The organism is Salmonella sp. SAL04213, assembly GCF_046550535.1.
Taxonomy (GTDB): domain Bacteria; phylum Pseudomonadota; class Gammaproteobacteria; order Enterobacterales; family Enterobacteriaceae; genus Salmonella; species Salmonella enterica.
Window position 1 is genome coordinate 569,662 of record NZ_JBGDXS010000001.1, and the last position, 19,319, is coordinate 588,980.

Genomic DNA, 19,319 nt, shown 5'->3' on the forward strand with positions numbered 1-19,319 from the left:
GACAGCATCTGTATTTGCTGAAAAAGAGTTAACCAGCAATCTGAGTAAATTTACTGCCGCTGCCAGACGGTTATTATCAATTATTTTTAGACTCCACCATGTTTTTTTAATGAGGCATTATTTTCCTATAGTTCAATATTTACAAAGCCAATAATTTTATATCCCGGATGCTTCACCCGTACTTTGCCACAAACAATAAAGCCATAAAAAAGGCCACCGTAAAGGTGGCCAACCATGTCGAAAACGGACATTTATCTGTTCCCGCAGGAACAGCGAGTTTTATTTTATAATTGCTTTCAGCGCTTCGCCGATATCGGCCAGGCTGCGAACGGTTTTCACGCCCGCGGCTTCCAGCGCGGCGAATTTTTCATCCGCAGTGCCTTTACCACCGGCAATGATGGCGCCCGCGTGGCCCATACGCTTGCCTTTCGGCGCGGTAACACCCGCGATATAGCCAACAACCGGCTTGGTCACGTGGTCTTTAATATAAGCCGCCGCTTCTTCTTCTGCGCTACCGCCGATCTCGCCGATCATCACGATCGCTTCAGTCTGCGGATCTTCCTGGAACAATTTCAGAATGTCGATGAAGTTAGAGCCCGGAATCGGGTCGCCGCCGATACCCACGCAGGTGGACTGGCCGAAACCGTAGTCGGTGGTCTGCTTAACCGCTTCATAGGTCAGCGTGCCGGAACGGGAAACGATACCCACTTTACCCGGCTTATGAATGTGACCCGGCATGATGCCGATTTTGCATTCGCCCGGGGTGATCACACCTGGGCAGTTCGGGCCGATCATGCGTACGCCCGCTTCGTCCAGCTTCACTTTCACGGTCAGCATATCCAGCGTCGGAATACCTTCGGTGATGGTGATAATCAGTTTGATGCCTGCGTCGATCGCTTCCAGAATGGAGTCTTTGCAGAACGGCGCCGGGACGTAGATAACGGATGCGGTCGCACCGGTAGCTTCTACCGCTTCGCGCACGGTGTTGAACACCGGCAGACCCAGATGCGTGGTGCCGCCTTTGCCCGGCGTTACGCCGCCGACCATTTGCGTACCGTAAGCAATCGCCTGTTCGGAGTGGAAAGTCCCCTGGCTACCGGTGAAGCCCTGGCAGATAACCTTGGTATCTTTATTAATTAAAACGGACATTATTTCCCCTCCACTGCGGCAACAACCTGCTGAGCTGCATCCGTCAGACTTTTCGCTGCAATAATATTCAGGCCACTGTCAGCCAGTTTCTTCGCGCCGAGTTCGGCGTTGTTGCCTTCCAGACGCACCACCACCGGAACGTTCACGCCCACTTCTTCCACCGCGCCGATGATACCGTCGGCAATCAGGTCACAACGGACGATACCGCCGAAGATGTTAACCAGAACCGCTTTCACGTTGTCATCTGAGAGGATGATTTTAAACGCTTCGGTGACGCGCTCTTTGGTTGCGCCGCCGCCCACGTCAAGGAAGTTAGCCGGTTCGCCGCCATGCAGCTTAACGATGTCCATGGTGCCCATCGCCAGGCCCGCGCCGTTCACCATGCAACCAATGTTGCCGTCCAGCGCGACGTAGTTCAGTTCCCACTGCGCCGCCTGCGCTTCACGCGGGTCTTCCTGAGACTGGTCACGCATTTCACGCAGATCCGGCTGGCGGAACAGCGCGTTGCCGTCAGCGCCCAGCTTGCCGTCGAGGCAAATCAGATCGCCCTGCTTAGTGATCACCAGCGGATTAATTTCGATTAGCGCCAGGTCGCGCTCAAGGAAAATGGTTGCCAGGCCCATAAAGATTTTGGTGAACTGCTGCACCAGTTTACCTTCCAGACCCAATTTGAACGCCAGTTCCCGTCCCTGATACGGCATCGGGCCGGTCAGCGGATCGAGCGCGACTTTATGGATCAGATGCGGGGTTTCTTCCGCCACTTTTTCGATCTCTACGCCGCCTTCGGTAGACGCCATAAAGACCACGCGACGAGAACTACGGTCAACCACCGCGCCGAGGTACAGTTCTTTGCCGATGTCGGTCGCCGCTTCAACCAGAATCTGGTTTACCGGTTGGCCATTAGCGTCTGTTTGATAGGTCACCAGACGTTTGCCCAGCCAGTTTTCCGCGAAGGCGCGAATCTCTTCTTTGCTTTTTACTACCTTCACACCGCCCGCTTTGCCGCGGCCGCCAGCGTGAACCTGACATTTCACTACCCACGGGCCGGCACCGATTTTAGACGCGGCTTCTTCGGCTTCACGCGGAGTAGTACAGGCATAACCCACCGGCGCCGGTAAGCCATAGCGGGCAAAAAGTTGTTTTGCCTGATATTCATGTAAGTTCATGTGTTCTGTCCATCCTTCAGGTAATCGTTATCTTTAGACCTGTAGGCCTGAAAGCTGCGCGCCATCAGGCATTACACCATCGCCGGATGGCGGCGTGAACGCCTTATCCAGCCTACAGGTAGCAGGTGATGCTCTTGCTGACTACACGTCCAACAGCAGACGGGTCGGATCTTCCAGCAACTCTTTGATGGTGACCAGGAAGCCCACGGATTCGCGACCATCGATCAGGCGATGATCGTAAGAGAGCGCCAGGTACATCATCGGCAGGATTTCCACCTTGCCATCCACCGCCATCGGCCTGTCTTTAATAGCATGCATTCCCAGAATCGCGCTCTGCGGCGGGTTGATGATCGGGGTAGACATCAGCGAACCGAATACGCCGCCGTTGGTAATGGTAAAGTTACCGCCGGTCAGGTCTTCTACGGTCAGCTTGCCGTCGCGGCCTTTGACAGCCAGTTCTTTAATTTTTTTCTCGATGTCAGCCATGCCCAGCGTATCCACGTCACGCAGAACCGGCGTGACCAGGCCGCGCGGCGTAGACACCGCCATGCTCACATCAAAGTAGTTGTGGTACACCACGTCATCGCCGTCGATAGAGGCGTTCACTTCCGGATAACGCTTCAGCGCTTCCACTACCGCTTTCACGTAGAAGGACATAAAGCCCAGGCGGATACCATGACGTTTTTCAAACACTTCGCCATACTGCTTACGCAAATCCATAATCGGCTTCATGTTGACTTCATTGAAGGTCGTCAGCATGGCGGTGGAATTTTTCGCTTCCAGCAGACGCTCGGCCACGCGCTTGCGCAGGCGGGTCATTGGCACGCGTTTTTCGCCGCGCGCGCCCAGAGCGGGTTGTGCTGCAGGTTCAACAGCGGGTGCTTTAGACTCGCCTTTCGCCAGATGTTTTTCCACATCTTCACGGGTCAGACGCCCACCCACACCAGTGCCTTTAATGGCGCTGGCTTCCAGATTGTGTTCAGCCAGCAGGCGACGGATCGCCGGGCTGAGCGCATCGTTGTTTTGTTCTTCCAGCGAAGCCTGCTGGCGCTGTGCCGGCGTAGACGCTTTCTCTTCAGATTTCGCGCTGGTCTCTTTACCCGCGCTGTTGCCTTCACGCAGGCGACCCAGGATCTGGCGAGAGGTGACAGTCGTCCCCTCTTCTTCCAGAACCGCATCCAGAATGCCGTCCGCTGATGCCGGTACTTCCAGTACCACTTTGTCAGTTTCGATTTCTACCAGCACTTCGTCACGAACAACCGCATCGCCCGGTTTTTTATGCCAGGTGGCGACGGTCGCGTCCGCTACGGACTCAGGCAGGTCGGGAACAAGAATATCTACGCTACTCATTATTTATCCTTTATTTAATCGACGTTCAGCGCGTCATTAACCAGATCTTGTTGCTGTTTCTGGTGAACGGACATATACCCTACCGCCGGAGAGGCGGAGGCCGGGCGACCTGCATAACGCAGAGCGGCCCCAAACGGAATCACTTCACGGAAATGATGCTGACTGCAGTACCATGCGCCCTGGTTGAGCGGCTCTTCCTGGCACCAGACAAAATCATGGACGTGAGCGTATGGTTGCAGCGCTTCCTGCACCGCTTTATGCGGGAACGGATAGAGCTGTTCGATGCGCACGATAGCGACATCTTTCTGGTCGTTTTTGCGACGTTGTTCCAGCAGGTCGTAATAAACCTTACCAGAACACATTACCACGCGTTTTACGGCTTTAGGGTCCAGCTCGTCAATTTCGCCAATGGCCGGCTGGAAGGAACCGTTCGCCAGTTCATCAAGCGTGGAAACCGCCAGCGGGTGACGCAGCAGCGATTTCGGCGACATCACCACCAGCGGACGACGCATCCCGCGCAGCGCCTGACGGCGCAGCATATGGTAGACCTGCGCCGGGGTGGACGGCACGCAAACCTGCATATTCTGCTCGGCGCAAAGTTGCAGATAACGTTCCAGACGCGCGGAGGAGTGCTCCGGCCCCTGCCCTTCATAGCCGTGCGGCAACAGCATCACCAGACCGCACATCCGGCCCCATTTCTGCTCGCCGGAGGAGATGAACTGGTCAATCACTACCTGCGCGCCGTTGGCAAAATCGCCAAACTGCGCTTCCCAGATAGTCAGGGTACGTGGTTCCGCCGTGGCATAACCGTATTCAAAAGCCAGTACCGCTTCTTCAGACAGCACGGAGTCCCAGACTTTAAACTGTCCCTGACCGCTGTGAATATGCTGCAACGGCGTATACGTTGAGCCGTTCGTCTGGTTGTGGATCACCGCATGACGATGGAAGAAGGTGCCGCGACCGGAGTCTTCCCCGGACAGGCGCACCGGAATGCCTTCATCGACCAGCGTGGCGTAAGCCAGATTTTCCGCACCGCCCCAGTCAAACAATTTCTCGCCTGCCGCCATTGCCTGACGGTCGCCATAAATTTTCGCCACGCGAGACTGCATTTCAATGGCTTCCGGCACGGTGCTGATACGTTTTGCCAGCTCCTGCAGACGCTTCATTTCTACCTTGTTCGGGTATGCTTCATCCCATTCGTGGTTTAGATACGGCGACCAGGTGAACGAGTGCATATTCATTGGACGCCACTCTTTCACCACGCATTCGCCTGCATCCAGCGCATCGCGATAGAGGTTAACCATTTCGGTGGCATCTTCCAGCGTCGCGACTTTGTCCGCTTCCAGCTTGTCGGCGTAGATTTTACGCGGCGTCGGATGCTTTTTAATTTTCTGGTACATCAGCGGCTGGGTTGCGCTTGGCTCGTCGGCTTCGTTGTGGCCGTGACGGCGGTAGCACACCAGATCGATGAACACATCGCGTTTAAAGGTATTACGGAAGTCCAGCGCCAGACGGGTCACAAAAGCGACGGCTTCCGGATCGTCCGCATTGACGTGGAAAATCGGCGCCTGGACCATTTTACCGATATCGGTGCAGTAAGGCGTTGAACGCGCATCCAGTGGGTTAGAGGTGGTGAAACCCACCTGGTTGTTGATAACGATACGTACCGTACCGCCCACTTCGTAACCGCGCGCTTTCGACATGTTCAGGGTTTCCTGAACCACGCCCTGGCCGGTCACCGCGGCGTCGCCGTGAATAGTAATCGGCAACACTTTGTTGCTGCTCGGTTCGTCCAGTCTGTCCAGACGGGCGCGCACGGAGCCCATCACCACCGGGCTCACAATTTCCAGATGCGATGGGTTAAACGCCAGCGCCAGGTGAACCAGACCGCCTTCGGTTTCGATATCTGACGAGAAGCCCATGTGATACTTCACGTCGCCGGTACCCAGATGTTCTTTATGCTTACCGGCAAATTCGTCGAACAGATCCTGCGGTTTTTTACCCAGTACGTTGATCAGCACGTTCAGGCGACCGCGGTGCGCCATCCCCAGCACCACTTCGCGAGTGCCACTGTTACCCGCATGGCGAACCATCTCTTTCAGCATGGGTATCAGCGCATCTCCCCCCTCGAGCGAGAAACGTTTCGCACCGGGGAATTTGGCACCCAGATAACGTTCCAACCCTTCAGCGGCGGTCAGTTCGTTCAGGAAGCGTTTTTTCTCGTCAGCGCTAAAGGCCGCACGACCGGATTCGATGCGCTGTTGGATCCAGCGTTTCTCTTCGGTGCTGGTGATGTGCATATACTCAGCGCCAATCGGGCCGCAGTAGGTCTGTTTGAGCGCGTCGAGCAGCTCGCCCAGCTTCATCGTCTCTTTGCCGCTGGCAAAGGAGCCGACATTGAAGGTTTCCTGGAAATCGGCCTCGGTCAAATCATGGAAAGAAGGGTCCAGATCCGCCACGCGTTCTTGTTTCCACAGTCCCAGCGGATCGAGGTTTGCATGCTGATGGCCACGGAAACGATAAGCGTTGATAAGCTGCAGGACTTTAACCTGCTTCACATTGGTGTCAGGGTCGGAAATCGTAGAAGAGTGACGTGAGCCAGCCAACGCCTGCCGCCGGAAATATTCACGTGTTTTTGAATGGAGTTGATCCGGTTTGACTCCGGTACCAGGTAACTGCTGGAACGTCAAACGCCAGTTAGCGTCTACCGAGTCAGGATCGGTTAAGAAGTCTTCATAGAGCTGTTCTATCCAGCTCTGATTCGAACCAGAGAGGTAAGAAGAGTCCAACCAGGCTTTCAAAGCGCTGTTCTGCATCGTGATCCCTTAAGCATCTTTTCTGCTTATTTAATACTCTAAATAGGTCACGTTTCAGGAAGGCGGCAAGCTTGCGAATCCCTGGGAGCTTACATCCAGTAAGTGACCGGGGTGAGCAAGTGCAGCCAACGCACATGCAACGTGAACTATGACGAGTATTTCGCCGTGGATACTAACCACGCATACGCTGTATGCGTGCCGGGGTTCACTTGTTGCGGACTGTCGTGTCATCTGCGTCCGCTAAGGAACCTTTAAAAACTGTCTAATAATCTTCGCTGTTCAGGCTACGACTGCGTTGCGGCCTTCGCTCACTCCGGTCACATAGTTAACTATGCTCCCGAAGATTCGTTCAGACCGCGCCTTGTCTCGCTCTGAACATCCCGATTATTACTAATCATATGGCAGTTTTTAGAGGTTTCCTGCACTTCTATTGCCCGATGGCGCCTGGCTTATCAGGCCTACAGAATACGTAACCCGTAGGCCGGATAAGACGGTACGTCGCCATCCGGCAACCACTACAACTACTTATGCGCTACGCTGCAACAGCATCGACTTAATATGGCCGATAGCGCGCGTCGGGTTTAGTCCCTTAGGACATACACTGACGCAGTTCATAATGCTGTGACAGCGGAATACGCTGAATGCATCGCTCATCCCTTCCAGACGACTATCGGTCTCGGTATCACGGCTATCGATCAGGAATCGATACGCCGCGAGCAGCCCCGCCGGACCGATAAACTTATCCGGGTTCCACCAGAATGACGGACAGGATGTTGAGCAACAGGCGCAAAGAATACATTCATACAGCCCATCGAGTTTTTCACGCTGCTCTGGCATCTGCAGATGCTCACGAGCCGGTGGATTTTGCCCATTATTCAATAAGTAAGGCTTAATCTTCTCATATTGTGCGTAGAATTGCCCCATGTCTACCACCAAATCGCGGATCACCGGCAAACCGGGCAGCGGGCGAATCACAATCTTCTTACCCGGCTGAGTCAGCGCCGAAATAGGGGTAATACAGGCCAGACCATTCTTACCGTTCATATTCAAACCATCAGAACCACACACACCTTCGCGGCAGGAACGGCGGAAAGAAAGGCTGGGATCTTTTTCTTTAAGCTGGATTAACGCATCCAGCAGCATCATGTCGCGCCCTTCTTCGCCTTCCAGGGTGTAATCCTGCATACGCGGAGCGTTATCGACATCCGGGTTATAACGATAAATCGAAAATTCGAGTTTCATCATCCTGTCTCCGCAATTAATAAGTACGAATCTTCGGCGGGAACGCCGGACGCAGTTTCGGTTCCATATTGACGCTTCGGCGCGTCATGGATTCCGTTTGCGGCTGATACAGGGTATGACACAACCAGTTGGCATCATCACGCTCCGGGAAATCGAAGCGGCTATGCGCGCCGCGGCTTTCCGTCCGGAAGTTGGCTGATACGGCAGTGGCGTAGGCAGTTTCCATCAGGTTATCCAGCTCCAGACACTCAACACGCTGGGTATTAAACTCGCTGGACGTGTCATCCAGACGGGCGTTTTTCAGACGCTCGCGGATCACTTTCAACTGCTCAAGCCCTTTCGCCATCGCGTCGCCTTCACGGAATACGGAGAAGTTATGCTGCATACACTCCTGCAACGCTTTGCGGATAGCCACCGGATCTTCGCCATTGCGGTTATTGTTCCAGCGATTCAGGCGCTCCAGAGAACCTTCAACGTCAGACTCGCTGGCGTCGCGCAGCACGCCCTGCTCGGCGATGGATTCCTGTAAATGCAGCCCCGCCGCACGGCCAAAGACCACCAGATCCAGCAGTGAGTTACCGCCCAGACGGTTGGCGCCGTGAACCGATACACAGGCGATTTCGCCTACCGCAAACAGCCCCGGAATCACCACATCTTCGCCCTGCTCGTTCACGGTCAGCGCCTGACCGGTCACTTTAGTCGGAATACCGCCCATCATGTAGTGGCAGGTCGGGATAACCGGAATCGGCTCTTTCACCGGATCGACGTGAGCGAAAGTGCGGGACAGCTCCAGGATACCCGGCAGGCGAGATTCCAGCACCTCTTTACCCAGATGATCCAGTTTCAGTTTAGCGTGCGGCCCCCACGGACCATCGCAGCCGCGGCCTTCACGGATTTCGATCATGATGGAACGCGCCACCACGTCACGACCCGCCAGGTCTTTGGCGTTCGGCGCATAACGCTCCATAAAGCGCTCGCCGTGTTTGTTCAGCAGGTAACCGCCTTCGCCGCGGCAGCCTTCTGTCACCAGCACGCCCGCCCCGGCGATGCCGGTCGGGTGGAACTGCCACATTTCCATGTCCTGCACCGGGACACCGGCACGCAGCGCCATACCGACACCATCACCGGTGTTGATGTGAGCGTTGGTGGTGGACTGGTAGATACGGCCTGCGCCGCCGGTCGCCAGCACCGTCGCGCGGGCTTTGAAGTACACCACTTCACCGGTTTCGATGCACAGTGCGGTACACCCCACCACCGCGCCATCCTGGTTTTTCACCAGATCCAGCGCATACCATTCGGAGAAAATCGTGGTGTGGTTTTTCAAATTCTGTTGATACAGCGTGTGCAGCAAGGCGTGACCGGTACGGTCAGCCGCCGCCGCGGTACGTGCCGCCTGCTCGCCGCCAAAGTTTTTCGACTGGCCGCCGAACGGGCGCTGATAGATACGTCCATCATCAAGACGGGAGAACGGTAGCCCCATGTGCTCCAGTTCCAGAATCGCTTCCGGTCCGGTCTTACACATATATTCGATGGCATCCTGGTCACCAATGTAGTCCGACCCTTTTACGGTATCGTACATGTGCCATTCCCAGTTATCTTCATGGGTATTGCCGAGCGCCACGGTGATACCGCCCTGCGCGGAAACGGTATGGGAACGGGTCGGGAAGACTTTCGAGAGCAGCGCACAGGTTTGGCCGCTCTGGGAAATTTGCAGCGCCGCGCGCATACCTGCGCCACCGGCACCAATCACAACAGCATCAAATTCTCTGACTGGCAGTTTCATTACACACCCCACACCACAACAAATCCATAGATGACGTAAACCACCAGCGCAACAACGATAACGAGTTGCAGTATCAGACGCACTGCCAGTGGTTTAACGTAGTCGGTTAACACCTGCCACATGCCGATCCAGGCATGAATCAAGATGGAAAAAAGCGCCAGCAGGGTGAAGACTTTGGTGAAGGCCGATGAGAAGAAACCGGTCCAGGCTTCAAAGGTCAGTTCGCCGCTCGTGGCGAAAAAACCCACCATGTAGATGATGTATAACGTCAGAACGATAGCGGTAGCACGGACCAGGATGAAGTCATGTACGCCATTGCGTCCTAATGCGGAGGCGTTGCTTACCATACGAGGACTCCTGCGAGAAGTGAAAGCACGACAGTGATAACAAAAGAGATTTTGGCAGAGCGTTGACCCGCTTCGAATGTTTCTTCCAGATAGCCAAAATCCATTAACATGTGACGAATTCCCACGATGACGTGATACGCCAGCGCGGTAAGGATGCCCCACATGATAAATTTAACGATGAAGCCGTCCATGATATCGGCGGCCTGCTGGAATCCTTCCGGAGAAGAGAGGCTGGTGCCCAGTAGCCACAGTAGTATGCCGACGGCGATGAAAGTAATCACACCGGATACGCGATGGAGAATGGACGCTATCGCTGTGATGGGGAACCGAATCGTTTGTAGATCCAGATTGACAGGTCTTTGTTTTTTCACATTTCTTATCATGAATAACGCCCACATGCTGTTCTTATTATTCCCTTAAGACTTCGGTTACAGAGGTGAATCTACCTGTAGCCAGAAAGACGACGGGATTTCCTTCCTCCGGTCTGCGTGCGGGTCAGACAGCGTCCTTTCTATAACTGCGCGTCATGTAAAACACTGCTTCCAGTAGCTAAAACGACACGTTACAACGCTGGGTGGCTCGGGATTGCAGGGTATTCCGGAGACCTGGCGGCAGTATAGGACGTTCACAAAATCATTACAATTAACCTACATATAGTTTGTCGGGTTTTATCCTGAACAGTGACACAGGTCACGATAACAACATTTTTTTAATTTTCAATCATCTGATTTGACAAACATTAAACAAAATTGTTACAAACGACACCAGAAAAAGCATATAATGCGTAAAAGTTATGGGGTCACTCTTTCACCTGTTAATAAGTTATGCAACAGTACAATGATATTGACCCATTCTTTCAGGACAGTTATTAGTGATAGACAGGTTACATTACTCGGATTGCTACGTTCCTGATTTGCTGCTAATTCGAAATTAATCAAGCCGTTACCTGCAAGCGCCCATTGCTCTGTACCCAGGTCATCCCCTCTTTCACAGAGCGGCGAGCCAAATAACAAACTGGTAACGGTTGATTGATGCATACACAGAATCTTCCCTGCACTAACGACGAGGAAGATGACGTGGAGAAGGCAAGTCTGAGTTCCGGCAGTCTTAAGCAATAAGGCGCTAAGGAGACCGTAAATGGCTGATACAAAGGCAAAAATCACCCTTACTGGTGACACTGCTATTGAACTGGATGTGCTAAAAGGTACACTCGGTCAAGATGTTATTGATATTCGTAGTCTCGGTTCAAAAGGAGTTTTTACTTTTGACCCTGGTTTCACCTCTACCGCATCCTGCGAATCTAAAATCACCTTCATCGACGGCGACGAAGGCATTTTGTTGCATCGCGGTTTCCCGATTGACCAGCTTGCTACCGATTCCAACTATCTGGAAGTCTGTTACATCCTGCTGTACGGCGAAAAACCGACGCAGGAAGAGTATGACGAGTTCAGAACGACAGTCACCCGCCATACGATGATCCATGAGCAAATCACTCGCCTGTTCCATGCTTTCCGTCGCGACTCACATCCGATGGCGGTAATGTGCGGGATTACTGGCGCGCTGGCGGCGTTCTACCACGACTCGCTGGATGTGAACAATCCGCGCCACCGTGAAATCGCGGCGTTCCGCCTGCTGTCCAAAATGCCGACCATGGCGGCGATGTGTTACAAATATTCCATCGGTCAGCCGTTTGTTTATCCGCGCAACGACCTTTCCTACGCCGGTAACTTCCTGAACATGATGTTCTCCACGCCGTGTGAAACCTATGAAGTAAATCCGGTACTGGAGCGCGCGATGGACCGTATTCTGATCCTGCACGCTGACCATGAGCAGAACGCCTCTACGTCAACGGTACGTACCGCAGGTTCAAGCGGCGCCAACCCGTTCGCCTGCATTGCCGCCGGGATCGCCTCCCTGTGGGGACCCGCGCACGGCGGCGCCAACGAAGCCGCGCTGAAAATGCTGGAAGAAATCAGCTCTGTTAAACACATTCCGGAATTTGTTCGCCGTGCGAAAGACAAGAATGATTCTTTCCGCCTGATGGGCTTCGGTCACCGTGTTTACAAAAACTACGATCCGCGCGCCACCGTGATGCGTGAAACCTGCCATGAAGTGCTGAAAGAGCTGGGCACCAAAGATGATCTGCTGGAAGTGGCGATGGAGCTTGAGCACATTGCGCTCAACGACCCGTACTTCATCGAGAAGAAACTGTACCCGAACGTAGACTTCTACTCCGGCATCATTCTGAAAGCGATGGGCATTCCGTCCTCCATGTTCACCGTGATCTTCGCCATGGCGCGTACCGTTGGCTGGATTGCACACTGGAATGAAATGCACACTGACGGCATGAAAATCGCCCGTCCTCGTCAGCTGTATACCGGCTACGATAAACGCGATTTTAAATCGGCGCTGAAGCGTTAATTGACAACCGGATGGCGACGCAACCCTCGCCATCCGATACATTTTCCCTTTTTTCTTATCCTCATTATTTTATTCTTACCCCGTTACTCTCTATGATTAATTAAGGTTTCGCTAAATATCATTCAGGGAGCATGGAATGCCGATTCTGCAGTGGTTTTTGTTGTTCCTGTTATCGCTGCTCATTTCCCTTATTTTTCTCTATCTGCACCTTCCGGCGGCAATGCTGCTCGGTCCAATGATTGCGGGTATCGTGTTGAGTTTGCGAGGTAGTACGCTACAACTTCCGCGCGGTATTTTTCTCGCCGCGCAGGCGATTCTCGGCTGTATGATCGCCCAAAATCTAACCGGTTCGATATTGACCACCCTCGCCCTCTACTGGCCGGTCGTGCTTTTAGTATTGCTGGTGACGCTGCTTTCCAGCGCGGTAGTCGGCTGGCTGCTGGTACGCTACAGCTCGCTGCCCGGCAACACCGGCGCATGGGGATCTTCGCCGGGCGGCGCGGCGGCAATGGTAGCGATGGCGCAAGATTACGGGGCGGATATCCGCCTGGTGGCGTTTATGCAGTATCTACGGGTACTGTTTGTGGCTGGCGCGGCGGTGCTGGTGACACGCCTGATACTCGGCGACAGCGCGGCAACGGTCAGCCAACAGGTGGTCTGGTTTCCGCCGCTTAGCGGTAATTTATTGACGACGCTGTTATTAGCGATCGTGGCGGGCATTGCCGGTCGCCTGATGCGTATCCCTTCCGGCACGATGCTGCTCCCCATGTTGGCAGGCGCGCTTCTCCATTCGCAAGGCATCATTGAGATTGAATTACCCGAATGGCTGCTGGCCGTGGCGTATATGGCGATAGGCTGGCGTATTGGGCTGGGTTTTGACAGACGGGTGTTTTTTATGGCGCTGCGGCCATTGCCGCAAATCTTATTGTCAATTTTCGCGCTGATGGCGATTTGCGCCGCGATGGCGTGGGGAATGGCTTATTACATGCAGATTGATTTTATGACGGCTTATCTCGCCACCAGTCCCGGTGGTCTGGATACGGTTGCCGCGATCGCGGCAGGAAGCAGTGCCGATATGGCGCTCATCATGGCAATGCAAACCCTACGGCTGTTCAGCATTCTGTTAACTGGGCCAGCTGTGGCCCGTTTTATATCAACCTATGCGCCCAGACAACCTTTGTAGGACTGATAAGCGTCGCGCCATCAGGCAATAGCCGCTCGCCGATGGCGGTTCCGGCTATTTCTGGCAATGCGGGCACCAGTAAAACGGGCGTGAGGACAGTGTTGTCTTTTCAATAATGCCGCCGCACCGCTCGCACGCTTCGCCGTCACGGTGGAAAACCTTAAAGCGAAACAGTGCGCCATGATGCTTGTTTTCATCCGCCTGACCGCGAGTCGTGTAGGACAGGCGCGGAATATCCAACAGCGCGTGAGAAAGCGCATTCAGTTGCGCCTCGTTGAGATCTTTCGCTTTATGCTGCCCGGTTAACCCTACCTGCCAGAGGATTTCAACGCGCAGATAATTCCCCAATCCCGCCAGAAAGGCCTGATCCAGCAACAGTCCGGAAAATTGTCGGTTGCGAAAACGCGGCGACAGCAATCGAGCTTTAACCTCTTCCGGAGTAAGACGCGCGTCCAGCACATCCGGACCGACCCGCTGTAAAAAAGGGTGCGTCGTGAGCTGCGCTGCTGTCAGCATTTCGATATCAGACGCGCTATAAAGCAGAATAGTTTTATCCGCCGTTTGTAGCCTGACGCGCAATATACGCGTGGTCTGCGGTATTTCACCAGTATCGATCACCCGCCATACGCCATAGAGTTGGTTGTGGCTGTAGAGCGTCAGGCCATTTGAAAAGTGGGTCAATAACGCTTTTCCCCGCGTCTCTATCCGGGTAACAAGTTGACCGGTAAGCTGCGATTCATACGGTTTTAACTGTGCAAAGGCAAACCAGACATCGGTTAAGGGTTTGCCTTTGATTGCCGCCTCCAGATTATCCGCCGCACGACGAATTTCCGGGCCTTCAGGCATGATAATATCCTTTGTTAACAGTTGATTAATGGACTACACCGCCTCTGACTATCTGGAATGCACATCGAACGCCATAATGAACATCCACAGCCGTAATATAATAGCTTCAATCGTCCGGCTCTCAGGCAATAACGTGTATATTACGCGCATTGAACGCGGCGCGTAGCCTGCGTGCGAATGCAAGCGCATACTCGCCGTCGCCATGAATGCACACCGTTTGCGCCGTGACAGTCGTCCACACGCCAGTAACGCTTTTCACTCTCCCGGCTTGTACCATATCCAGCGTTTGCGCCAGCGCCTGCTCTTCGTCGTGAATCAGCGCGCCAGGTTGCATGCGCGGCACCAGGCTACCGTCGGCCTGATAGCCGCGATCGGCAAACACCTCCTGCCGCGTCACCAGGCGATGGCGCTCACCGGCCCGGATCAGCTCACTTCCCGCCAGTCCAACCAGTATCAGTGACGGATCATAGTCGTGTACCGCTTTCGCAATCGCCTGTGCCAGATGAGGATCTTTCGCCGCCTGGTTATAGAGCATACCGTGCGGTTTGACATGGCGCATCACGCCGCCTTGCGCCTGGACAATCGCCCCCAGCGCGCCGATTTGGTACAGCGTCTGGGCGTATACCGTTTCCGGCGGCAAAACCATCGCCGTCCGCCCAAAATTATCCCGATCCGGAAAGCTGGGATGCGCGCCGATCGCCACGCCGTTTTTCAGCGCCTCGCGCACACAGGTCAGCATGGTTTGCGCATCACCGGCGTGAAAACCACAGGCGATATTGGCGGAGGAGACCAGCGTTAATAATTCGCTGTCGCTGGCGCAACCTTCGCCCACATCCGCATTTAAATCAATGTTCATGCTGAAGCCGCCAGGTAAGCTGTTCCAGATAGCGCTGACGCTCATGGCGCGCGTTGAGCGCCTCTTCCAGCGAACATTGCACAAAATGGATCGGTTGTCCTAGCGGGATCTGCGCCAGATGGTACATATCTGCCTCGATGATGCAGGCAATGCGCGGATAGCCGCCAGTTGTCTGGGCATCATTCATTAGCACAATAGGTTGGCCGTTGTAAGGCACCTGCACGACACCGGGCAGCAAACCGTGCGACAGCAGTTCGCGATCCGTTGTCCGCGTTAACGATTGTCCCTGCAAACGATAGCCCATGCGATTACTTTGCGGACTGAGCTGCCATGGCGAACGCCAGAACGCTTCTTGCGAGGCGCGATCGAATTCACGGTATTCCGGCCCCGGCAGCGCACGGATGCGATTCCCCCACAGTAACTGCTTCACGCCCTGCGGCCCGCTAAACTGTCGCGATGGTTTACCCGTCGCCAACCGATCGCCATCTTTTAGCAGCCGTCCTTCCAGCCCACCGATACCGGACTTCAGATCGGTACTACACGATCCCATCACCTCCGGCACAGCAATACCGCCAGCCACCGCCAGATAGCTACGCATCCCGTGAAGCGGTCGATGCAGCGTAAGACGTTGACCCGCTTTTACCGGCAATCGCCAGCCTGTCCAGACCGGTTGATCATCCAACTGCGCTTCGCAGCCTGCGCCGGTAAGAGCGAACCAGGTCTCATTTTCAAATTCGACAACCAGTTGACCGAGAGTGATTTCCAGCGCTGGGGCATTCGCATCGTTCCCGACCAGGAGATTAGCGGTCTGAAAGGCGGGTTTATCCAGCGCACCGCAGTGACTCAGCCCCGACTGACGAAAGCCGTGACGCCCGCTATCCTGCACGGAGGTATAAATCCCCGCGCGAATAATATTCAGCATATTCCCTCCTTTTGCGGCACAAAGCGTACGCTATCGCCAGGGCGTAGCAGAACCGGAGGCTCCCGCATCGGATCGAATAACTTCAACGGCGTGAGGCCGATCAGCTGCCAGCCGCCCGGCGTGGATAATGGATAAATACCCGTCTGCGCGCCGCCGATGCCGACAGAACCGGCCGGAACCTGCAGGCGCGGCTCCGCACGTCTGGGCATATGGAGCGGTTCTGGTAAATTCCCAAGATAGGGAAAGCCAGGCTGAAAGCCTAAAAACCAGACGACATACTCAACGGAGGCATGTAGCTCCACGACCTGCTTTTCACTCAAACCGCTGTGCCGTGCCACCGCCGCCAGATCCGGCCCGCCTGCGCCGCCATAGATCACCGGGATCTCAACCGAACGCGAGTCCGGCTCCAGCGCCTCGCTCTCTTCCCACCAGCGCTGCAGACGCTCAATCGCATCCAGCGCCAGGGTTTGCGGTTCCCGCAAGATCACGGTGATATTGTTCATCCCGGGAATGGCTTCCACCACGTTCGGCATATCGACCAGACGCTGCGTCAGACGCCAGATGCGTTTCTGGCTCGCCAGCGTAATCGGCGGTTCAAGTTCCAGGACGACCGCCGTTTCGCCTAACAGATAACAACGCGCTCGCTGCACTTTATTACCTCTCAGTTATGCCGGGTTAGGGATATCAATAAACGTCACATCCAACGCCGTGTTTTCGTTCAACCATTCGCTCAGGGCGCGAATACCGCCGCGTTCAGTGGCATGGTGCCCGGCGGCATAAAAATGCAGCCCCTGTTCGCGCGCGGAATGAATGGTCTGTTCAGACACCTCGCCGGTAATAAAAGCATCCACGCCGAAGCGGGCGGCGCTATCAATGAAACTTTGTCCGCCGCCGGTACACCAGGCGACACGCTGCACATTCTCTGGCCCGGTATCGCCGCACCATAGCGGTTTACGCCCCAGACGCGCTTCAATCCATGAGGCCAGTTCCAGCCCCGGCACCGGCATTGAGAGCTCTCCCCACGGCACCAGCGGCTCAATTTCTCCTTTCACGGTAATGCCCAATAGCGCCGCCAACTGCGCATTGTTGCCCAGCTCAGGGTGCGCATCCAGCGGCAGATGCCAACCGTAAAGGTTAATATCATTTGCCAGTAACGTTTTTAAGCGACGGCGTTTCATGCCGCGAATAACCGGAGACTCGCCTTTCCAGAAGTAACCATGATGAACAATAACCGCATCGGCCTGCAAACGCACCGCCTCATCGAGCAGCGCCTGACTTGCGGTCACGCCGGTAACGATTTTCTGTACCGTCTCTTTTCCTTCGACCTGTAAACCATTCGGCGCATAATCGCTTATTGCCGCACTGTTCAGCTTGTCGTTAATCAGTTGTTCCAGCTCGGTGTTTTTCATCATCGCTCCCTTTAACCCACGTTCTACTTTCCCGTTACGGGTTCAGCCTCCGTTAACATAGCCTCCCGTTAGCCGTTCGTCGATAAACATTTGTTTGACACATCAAGAAACAATCACCCCCGGGTTTGGCGCAAATTACTTAGCAAAACACGATCGGTTTCATGTATATTTATGCAATCAGAACGCATATTGCAGAAAAAATCAGTTCTGTATCATGTTGGTAACTTTAAGGAAACACGGCGATACGGCAGGCTTAATAAGCCCACAAAGAAAGGCATTATCTGAGAATGCCGCGTTCTTGCCGCAGCGTCTCTATCCCGGAAATACGATGAATAAACAAGCATCTCAACCCCGCGCTATTTACTACGTTGTCGCCCTGCAAATTTGGGAGTACTTCAGCTTTTATGGTATGCGCGCCCTACTGATTCTTTATCTCACCAATCAGCTAAAATACGACGATAACCACGCCTATGAGTTATTCAGCGCTTATTGTTCGCTGGTCTACGTAACGCCGATTCTTGGCGGCTATCTGGCGGATAAGGTGCTTGGCAACCGAATGGCAGTCATGCTGGGCGCATTTTTAATGGCTATAGGTCATTTAGTGCTGGGCGCCAGTGAGATCGCGCCGACATTCCTTTATCTGTCGCTGGCGATCATTGTCTGCGGCTACGGCCTGTTTAAATCGAATATTAGCTGCCTGCTGGGCGAACTGTACCAGCCGGAAGATCCGCGCCGCGACGGCGGGTTCTCGCTGCTTTACGCAGCGGGCAATATTGGTTCGATCGTGGCGCCTATCGCCTGCGGCTATGTGCAAGAGGAGTACAGTTGGGCGATGGGCTTTGCGCTCGCCGCCATTGGTATGCTGGCGGGGTTAGTGATCTTCCTGTGTGGAAATCGTCATTTCACCCACACCACCGGCGTGAATAAAGCCGTGTTGTGCGCCAGAAACTACCTGCTACCGAACTGGGGCTGGCTGTTAATTCTGCTGGTAGCGGCGCCGTTGCTGATTACCGTTCTGTTCTGGAAAGAATGGTCTGTCTATGCCTTAATCGTGGCGACCGCGATCGGCCTGGTCGTGCTGGCAAAAATTTATCGTCAGGCGCAAACGGCCAAACAGCGCAAAGAACTGGGGCTGATTGTCACCCTGACCCTGTTCAGTATGCTGTTCTGGGCGTTTGCCCAGCAGGGCGGCAGTTCTATCAGCCTGTATATCGACCGCTTTGTGAACCGCGATATTCTGGGCTATTCCGTTCCTACCGCCATGTTCCAGTCGGTGAACGCCTTTGCCGTGATGCTGTGTGGGGTCGTCCTGGCCTGGCTGGTTAAAGAGAGCGTAAGCGGTAATCGCACCGTGCGTATCTGGGGCAAATTCGCGCTGGGTCTCGGTCTGATGAGCGCCGGATTCTGTATTCTGACCCTGAGCGCACGCTGGTCCGCCGCTTACGGACACTCTTCAATGCCGCTAATGGTGCTGGGACTGGCGGTGATGGGCTTTGCCGAGCTGTTTATCGACCCGGTCGCCATGTCGCAAATTACGCGCATTGATATCCCCGGCGTCACCGGCGTATTAACCGGAATTTATATGCTGCTGTCCGGCGCGATAGCTAACTATCTGGCAGGCGTCATCGCTGACCAGACCTCGCAAAGCGCCTTCGACGCCAGCGGCGCGGTTAATTACGCCATCAACGCCTATGTGGATGTTTTTGAACAGATCACCTGGGGCGCGTTAGCCTGCGTAGGGGTTGTCCTGCTGATTTGGCTGTATCAGTCCTTCAAATTCAAAAGCCGCGCGCTGGCCGTCGAATCCTGATAGCAGAAGGCCCGGTAGT

The 19,319-nt window shown here is 54.5% G+C and carries 17 protein-coding genes; 3 read left to right on the top strand and 14 right to left on the bottom strand.

Annotated elements, in window-relative coordinates; genetic code table 11:
• Positions 1-279 precede the first annotated feature (279 nt).
• The 9 genes from sucD to ACLJPQ_RS02860 all read right to left on the bottom strand — a co-directional run bounded on the left by sucD (position 280) and on the right by ACLJPQ_RS02860 (position 10,890).
• The gene (gene sucD, locus ACLJPQ_RS02820; protein ID WP_000114631.1) at positions 280-1,149 is read right to left on the bottom strand and encodes a succinate--CoA ligase subunit alpha; all 870 of its coding nucleotides are present in this window, start codon (positions 1,147-1,149) and stop codon (positions 280-282) included.
• Positions 1,149-2,315: an ADP-forming succinate--CoA ligase subunit beta gene (sucC, locus tag ACLJPQ_RS02825; protein ID WP_001048590.1), complete on the bottom strand. Its 1,167-nt coding sequence runs from the start codon at positions 2,313-2,315 to the stop codon at positions 1,149-1,151. The genes sucD and sucC overlap by 1 nt, the downstream gene beginning before the upstream one ends.
• Before the next feature lie 141 nt (positions 2,316-2,456).
• Positions 2,457-3,665 (bottom strand): 2-oxoglutarate dehydrogenase complex dihydrolipoyllysine-residue succinyltransferase, encoded by a 1,209-nt coding sequence (odhB, locus tag ACLJPQ_RS02830; RefSeq protein ID WP_000099858.1) that lies wholly within the window; start codon positions 3,663-3,665, stop codon positions 2,457-2,459.
• Positions 3,666-3,679: 14 nt separating this feature from the next.
• Positions 3,680-6,481 carry a 2-oxoglutarate dehydrogenase E1 component gene (gene sucA, locus ACLJPQ_RS02835; protein ID WP_001181500.1) on the bottom strand — a complete coding sequence of 934 codons (2,802 nt, stop codon included), beginning with the start codon at positions 6,479-6,481 and terminating at the stop codon, positions 3,680-3,682.
• A gap of 525 nt (positions 6,482-7,006) precedes the next feature.
• Positions 7,007-7,723 (bottom strand): succinate dehydrogenase iron-sulfur subunit SdhB, encoded by a 717-nt coding sequence (gene sdhB, locus ACLJPQ_RS02840; protein WP_001537859.1) that lies wholly within the window; start codon positions 7,721-7,723, stop codon positions 7,007-7,009.
• Positions 7,724-7,739: 16 nt separating this feature from the next.
• Entirely contained in the window at positions 7,740-9,506 is a 1,767-nt protein-coding gene (sdhA, locus tag ACLJPQ_RS02845; RefSeq protein ID WP_000775561.1) for a succinate dehydrogenase flavoprotein subunit, read from the bottom strand.
• Entirely contained in the window at positions 9,506-9,853 is a 348-nt protein-coding gene (gene sdhD, locus ACLJPQ_RS02850; protein WP_000254356.1) for a succinate dehydrogenase membrane anchor subunit, read from the bottom strand. Before sdhD ends, sdhA begins: the two co-directional genes overlap by 1 nt.
• The gene (gene sdhC / locus ACLJPQ_RS02855; protein ID WP_000263340.1) at positions 9,847-10,251 is read right to left on the bottom strand and encodes a succinate dehydrogenase cytochrome b556 subunit; all 405 of its coding nucleotides are present in this window, start codon (positions 10,249-10,251) and stop codon (positions 9,847-9,849) included. The genes sdhD and sdhC overlap by 7 nt, the downstream gene beginning before the upstream one ends.
• Before the next feature lie 393 nt (positions 10,252-10,644).
• Entirely contained in the window at positions 10,645-10,890 is a 246-nt protein-coding gene (locus ACLJPQ_RS02860) for a hypothetical protein (RefSeq protein WP_001539488.1), read from the bottom strand.
• A 100-nt stretch (positions 10,891-10,990) separates the two neighbouring features.
• On the opposite strand from ACLJPQ_RS02860, the gene ACLJPQ_RS02865 reads away from it, so the two are divergent.
• Positions 10,991-12,274, top strand: a complete 1,284-nt coding sequence (locus ACLJPQ_RS02865; RefSeq protein ID WP_000785811.1) for a citrate synthase — start codon at positions 10,991-10,993, stop codon at positions 12,272-12,274.
• Positions 12,275-12,410: 136 nt separating this feature from the next.
• Positions 12,411-13,457 carry an AbrB family transcriptional regulator gene (locus tag ACLJPQ_RS02870; protein WP_080185009.1) on the top strand — a complete coding sequence of 349 codons (1,047 nt, stop codon included), beginning with the start codon at positions 12,411-12,413 and terminating at the stop codon, positions 13,455-13,457.
• Positions 13,458-13,511: 54 nt separating this feature from the next.
• On the opposite strand, the gene nei is transcribed toward ACLJPQ_RS02870, so the two are convergent.
• From nei to ybgI, 5 genes are all read right to left on the bottom strand, one after another.
• Positions 13,512-14,303, bottom strand: coding sequence for an endonuclease VIII (nei, locus tag ACLJPQ_RS02875; RefSeq protein ID WP_064034441.1), 792 nt, complete (start codon positions 14,301-14,303; stop codon positions 13,512-13,514).
• A 121-nt stretch (positions 14,304-14,424) separates the two neighbouring features.
• Positions 14,425-15,159, bottom strand: a complete 735-nt coding sequence (gene pxpA, locus ACLJPQ_RS02880; protein ID WP_001017922.1) for a 5-oxoprolinase subunit PxpA — start codon at positions 15,157-15,159, stop codon at positions 14,425-14,427.
• Complete coding sequence (gene pxpC, locus ACLJPQ_RS02885; RefSeq protein WP_000932043.1) at positions 15,149-16,081, bottom strand: 5-oxoprolinase subunit PxpC; 933 nt, start codon at positions 16,079-16,081, stop codon at positions 15,149-15,151. The genes pxpA and pxpC overlap by 11 nt, the downstream gene beginning before the upstream one ends.
• Complete coding sequence (gene pxpB, locus ACLJPQ_RS02890; protein WP_001188371.1) at positions 16,075-16,731, bottom strand: 5-oxoprolinase subunit PxpB; 657 nt, start codon at positions 16,729-16,731, stop codon at positions 16,075-16,077. Before pxpB ends, pxpC begins: the two co-directional genes overlap by 7 nt.
• Before the next feature lie 15 nt (positions 16,732-16,746).
• On the bottom strand, positions 16,747-17,490 hold the full coding sequence (gene ybgI, locus ACLJPQ_RS02895; protein WP_000798844.1) for a radiation resistance protein YbgI: 744 nt from the start codon (positions 17,488-17,490) through the stop codon (positions 16,747-16,749).
• 328 nt (positions 17,491-17,818) lie between these two features.
• Between ybgI and ACLJPQ_RS02900 the strand changes: the two genes are divergently transcribed.
• Complete coding sequence (locus tag ACLJPQ_RS02900; protein WP_001041123.1) at positions 17,819-19,300, top strand: MFS transporter; 1,482 nt, start codon at positions 17,819-17,821, stop codon at positions 19,298-19,300.
• The last annotated feature ends 19 nt before the right edge of the window (positions 19,301-19,319 follow it).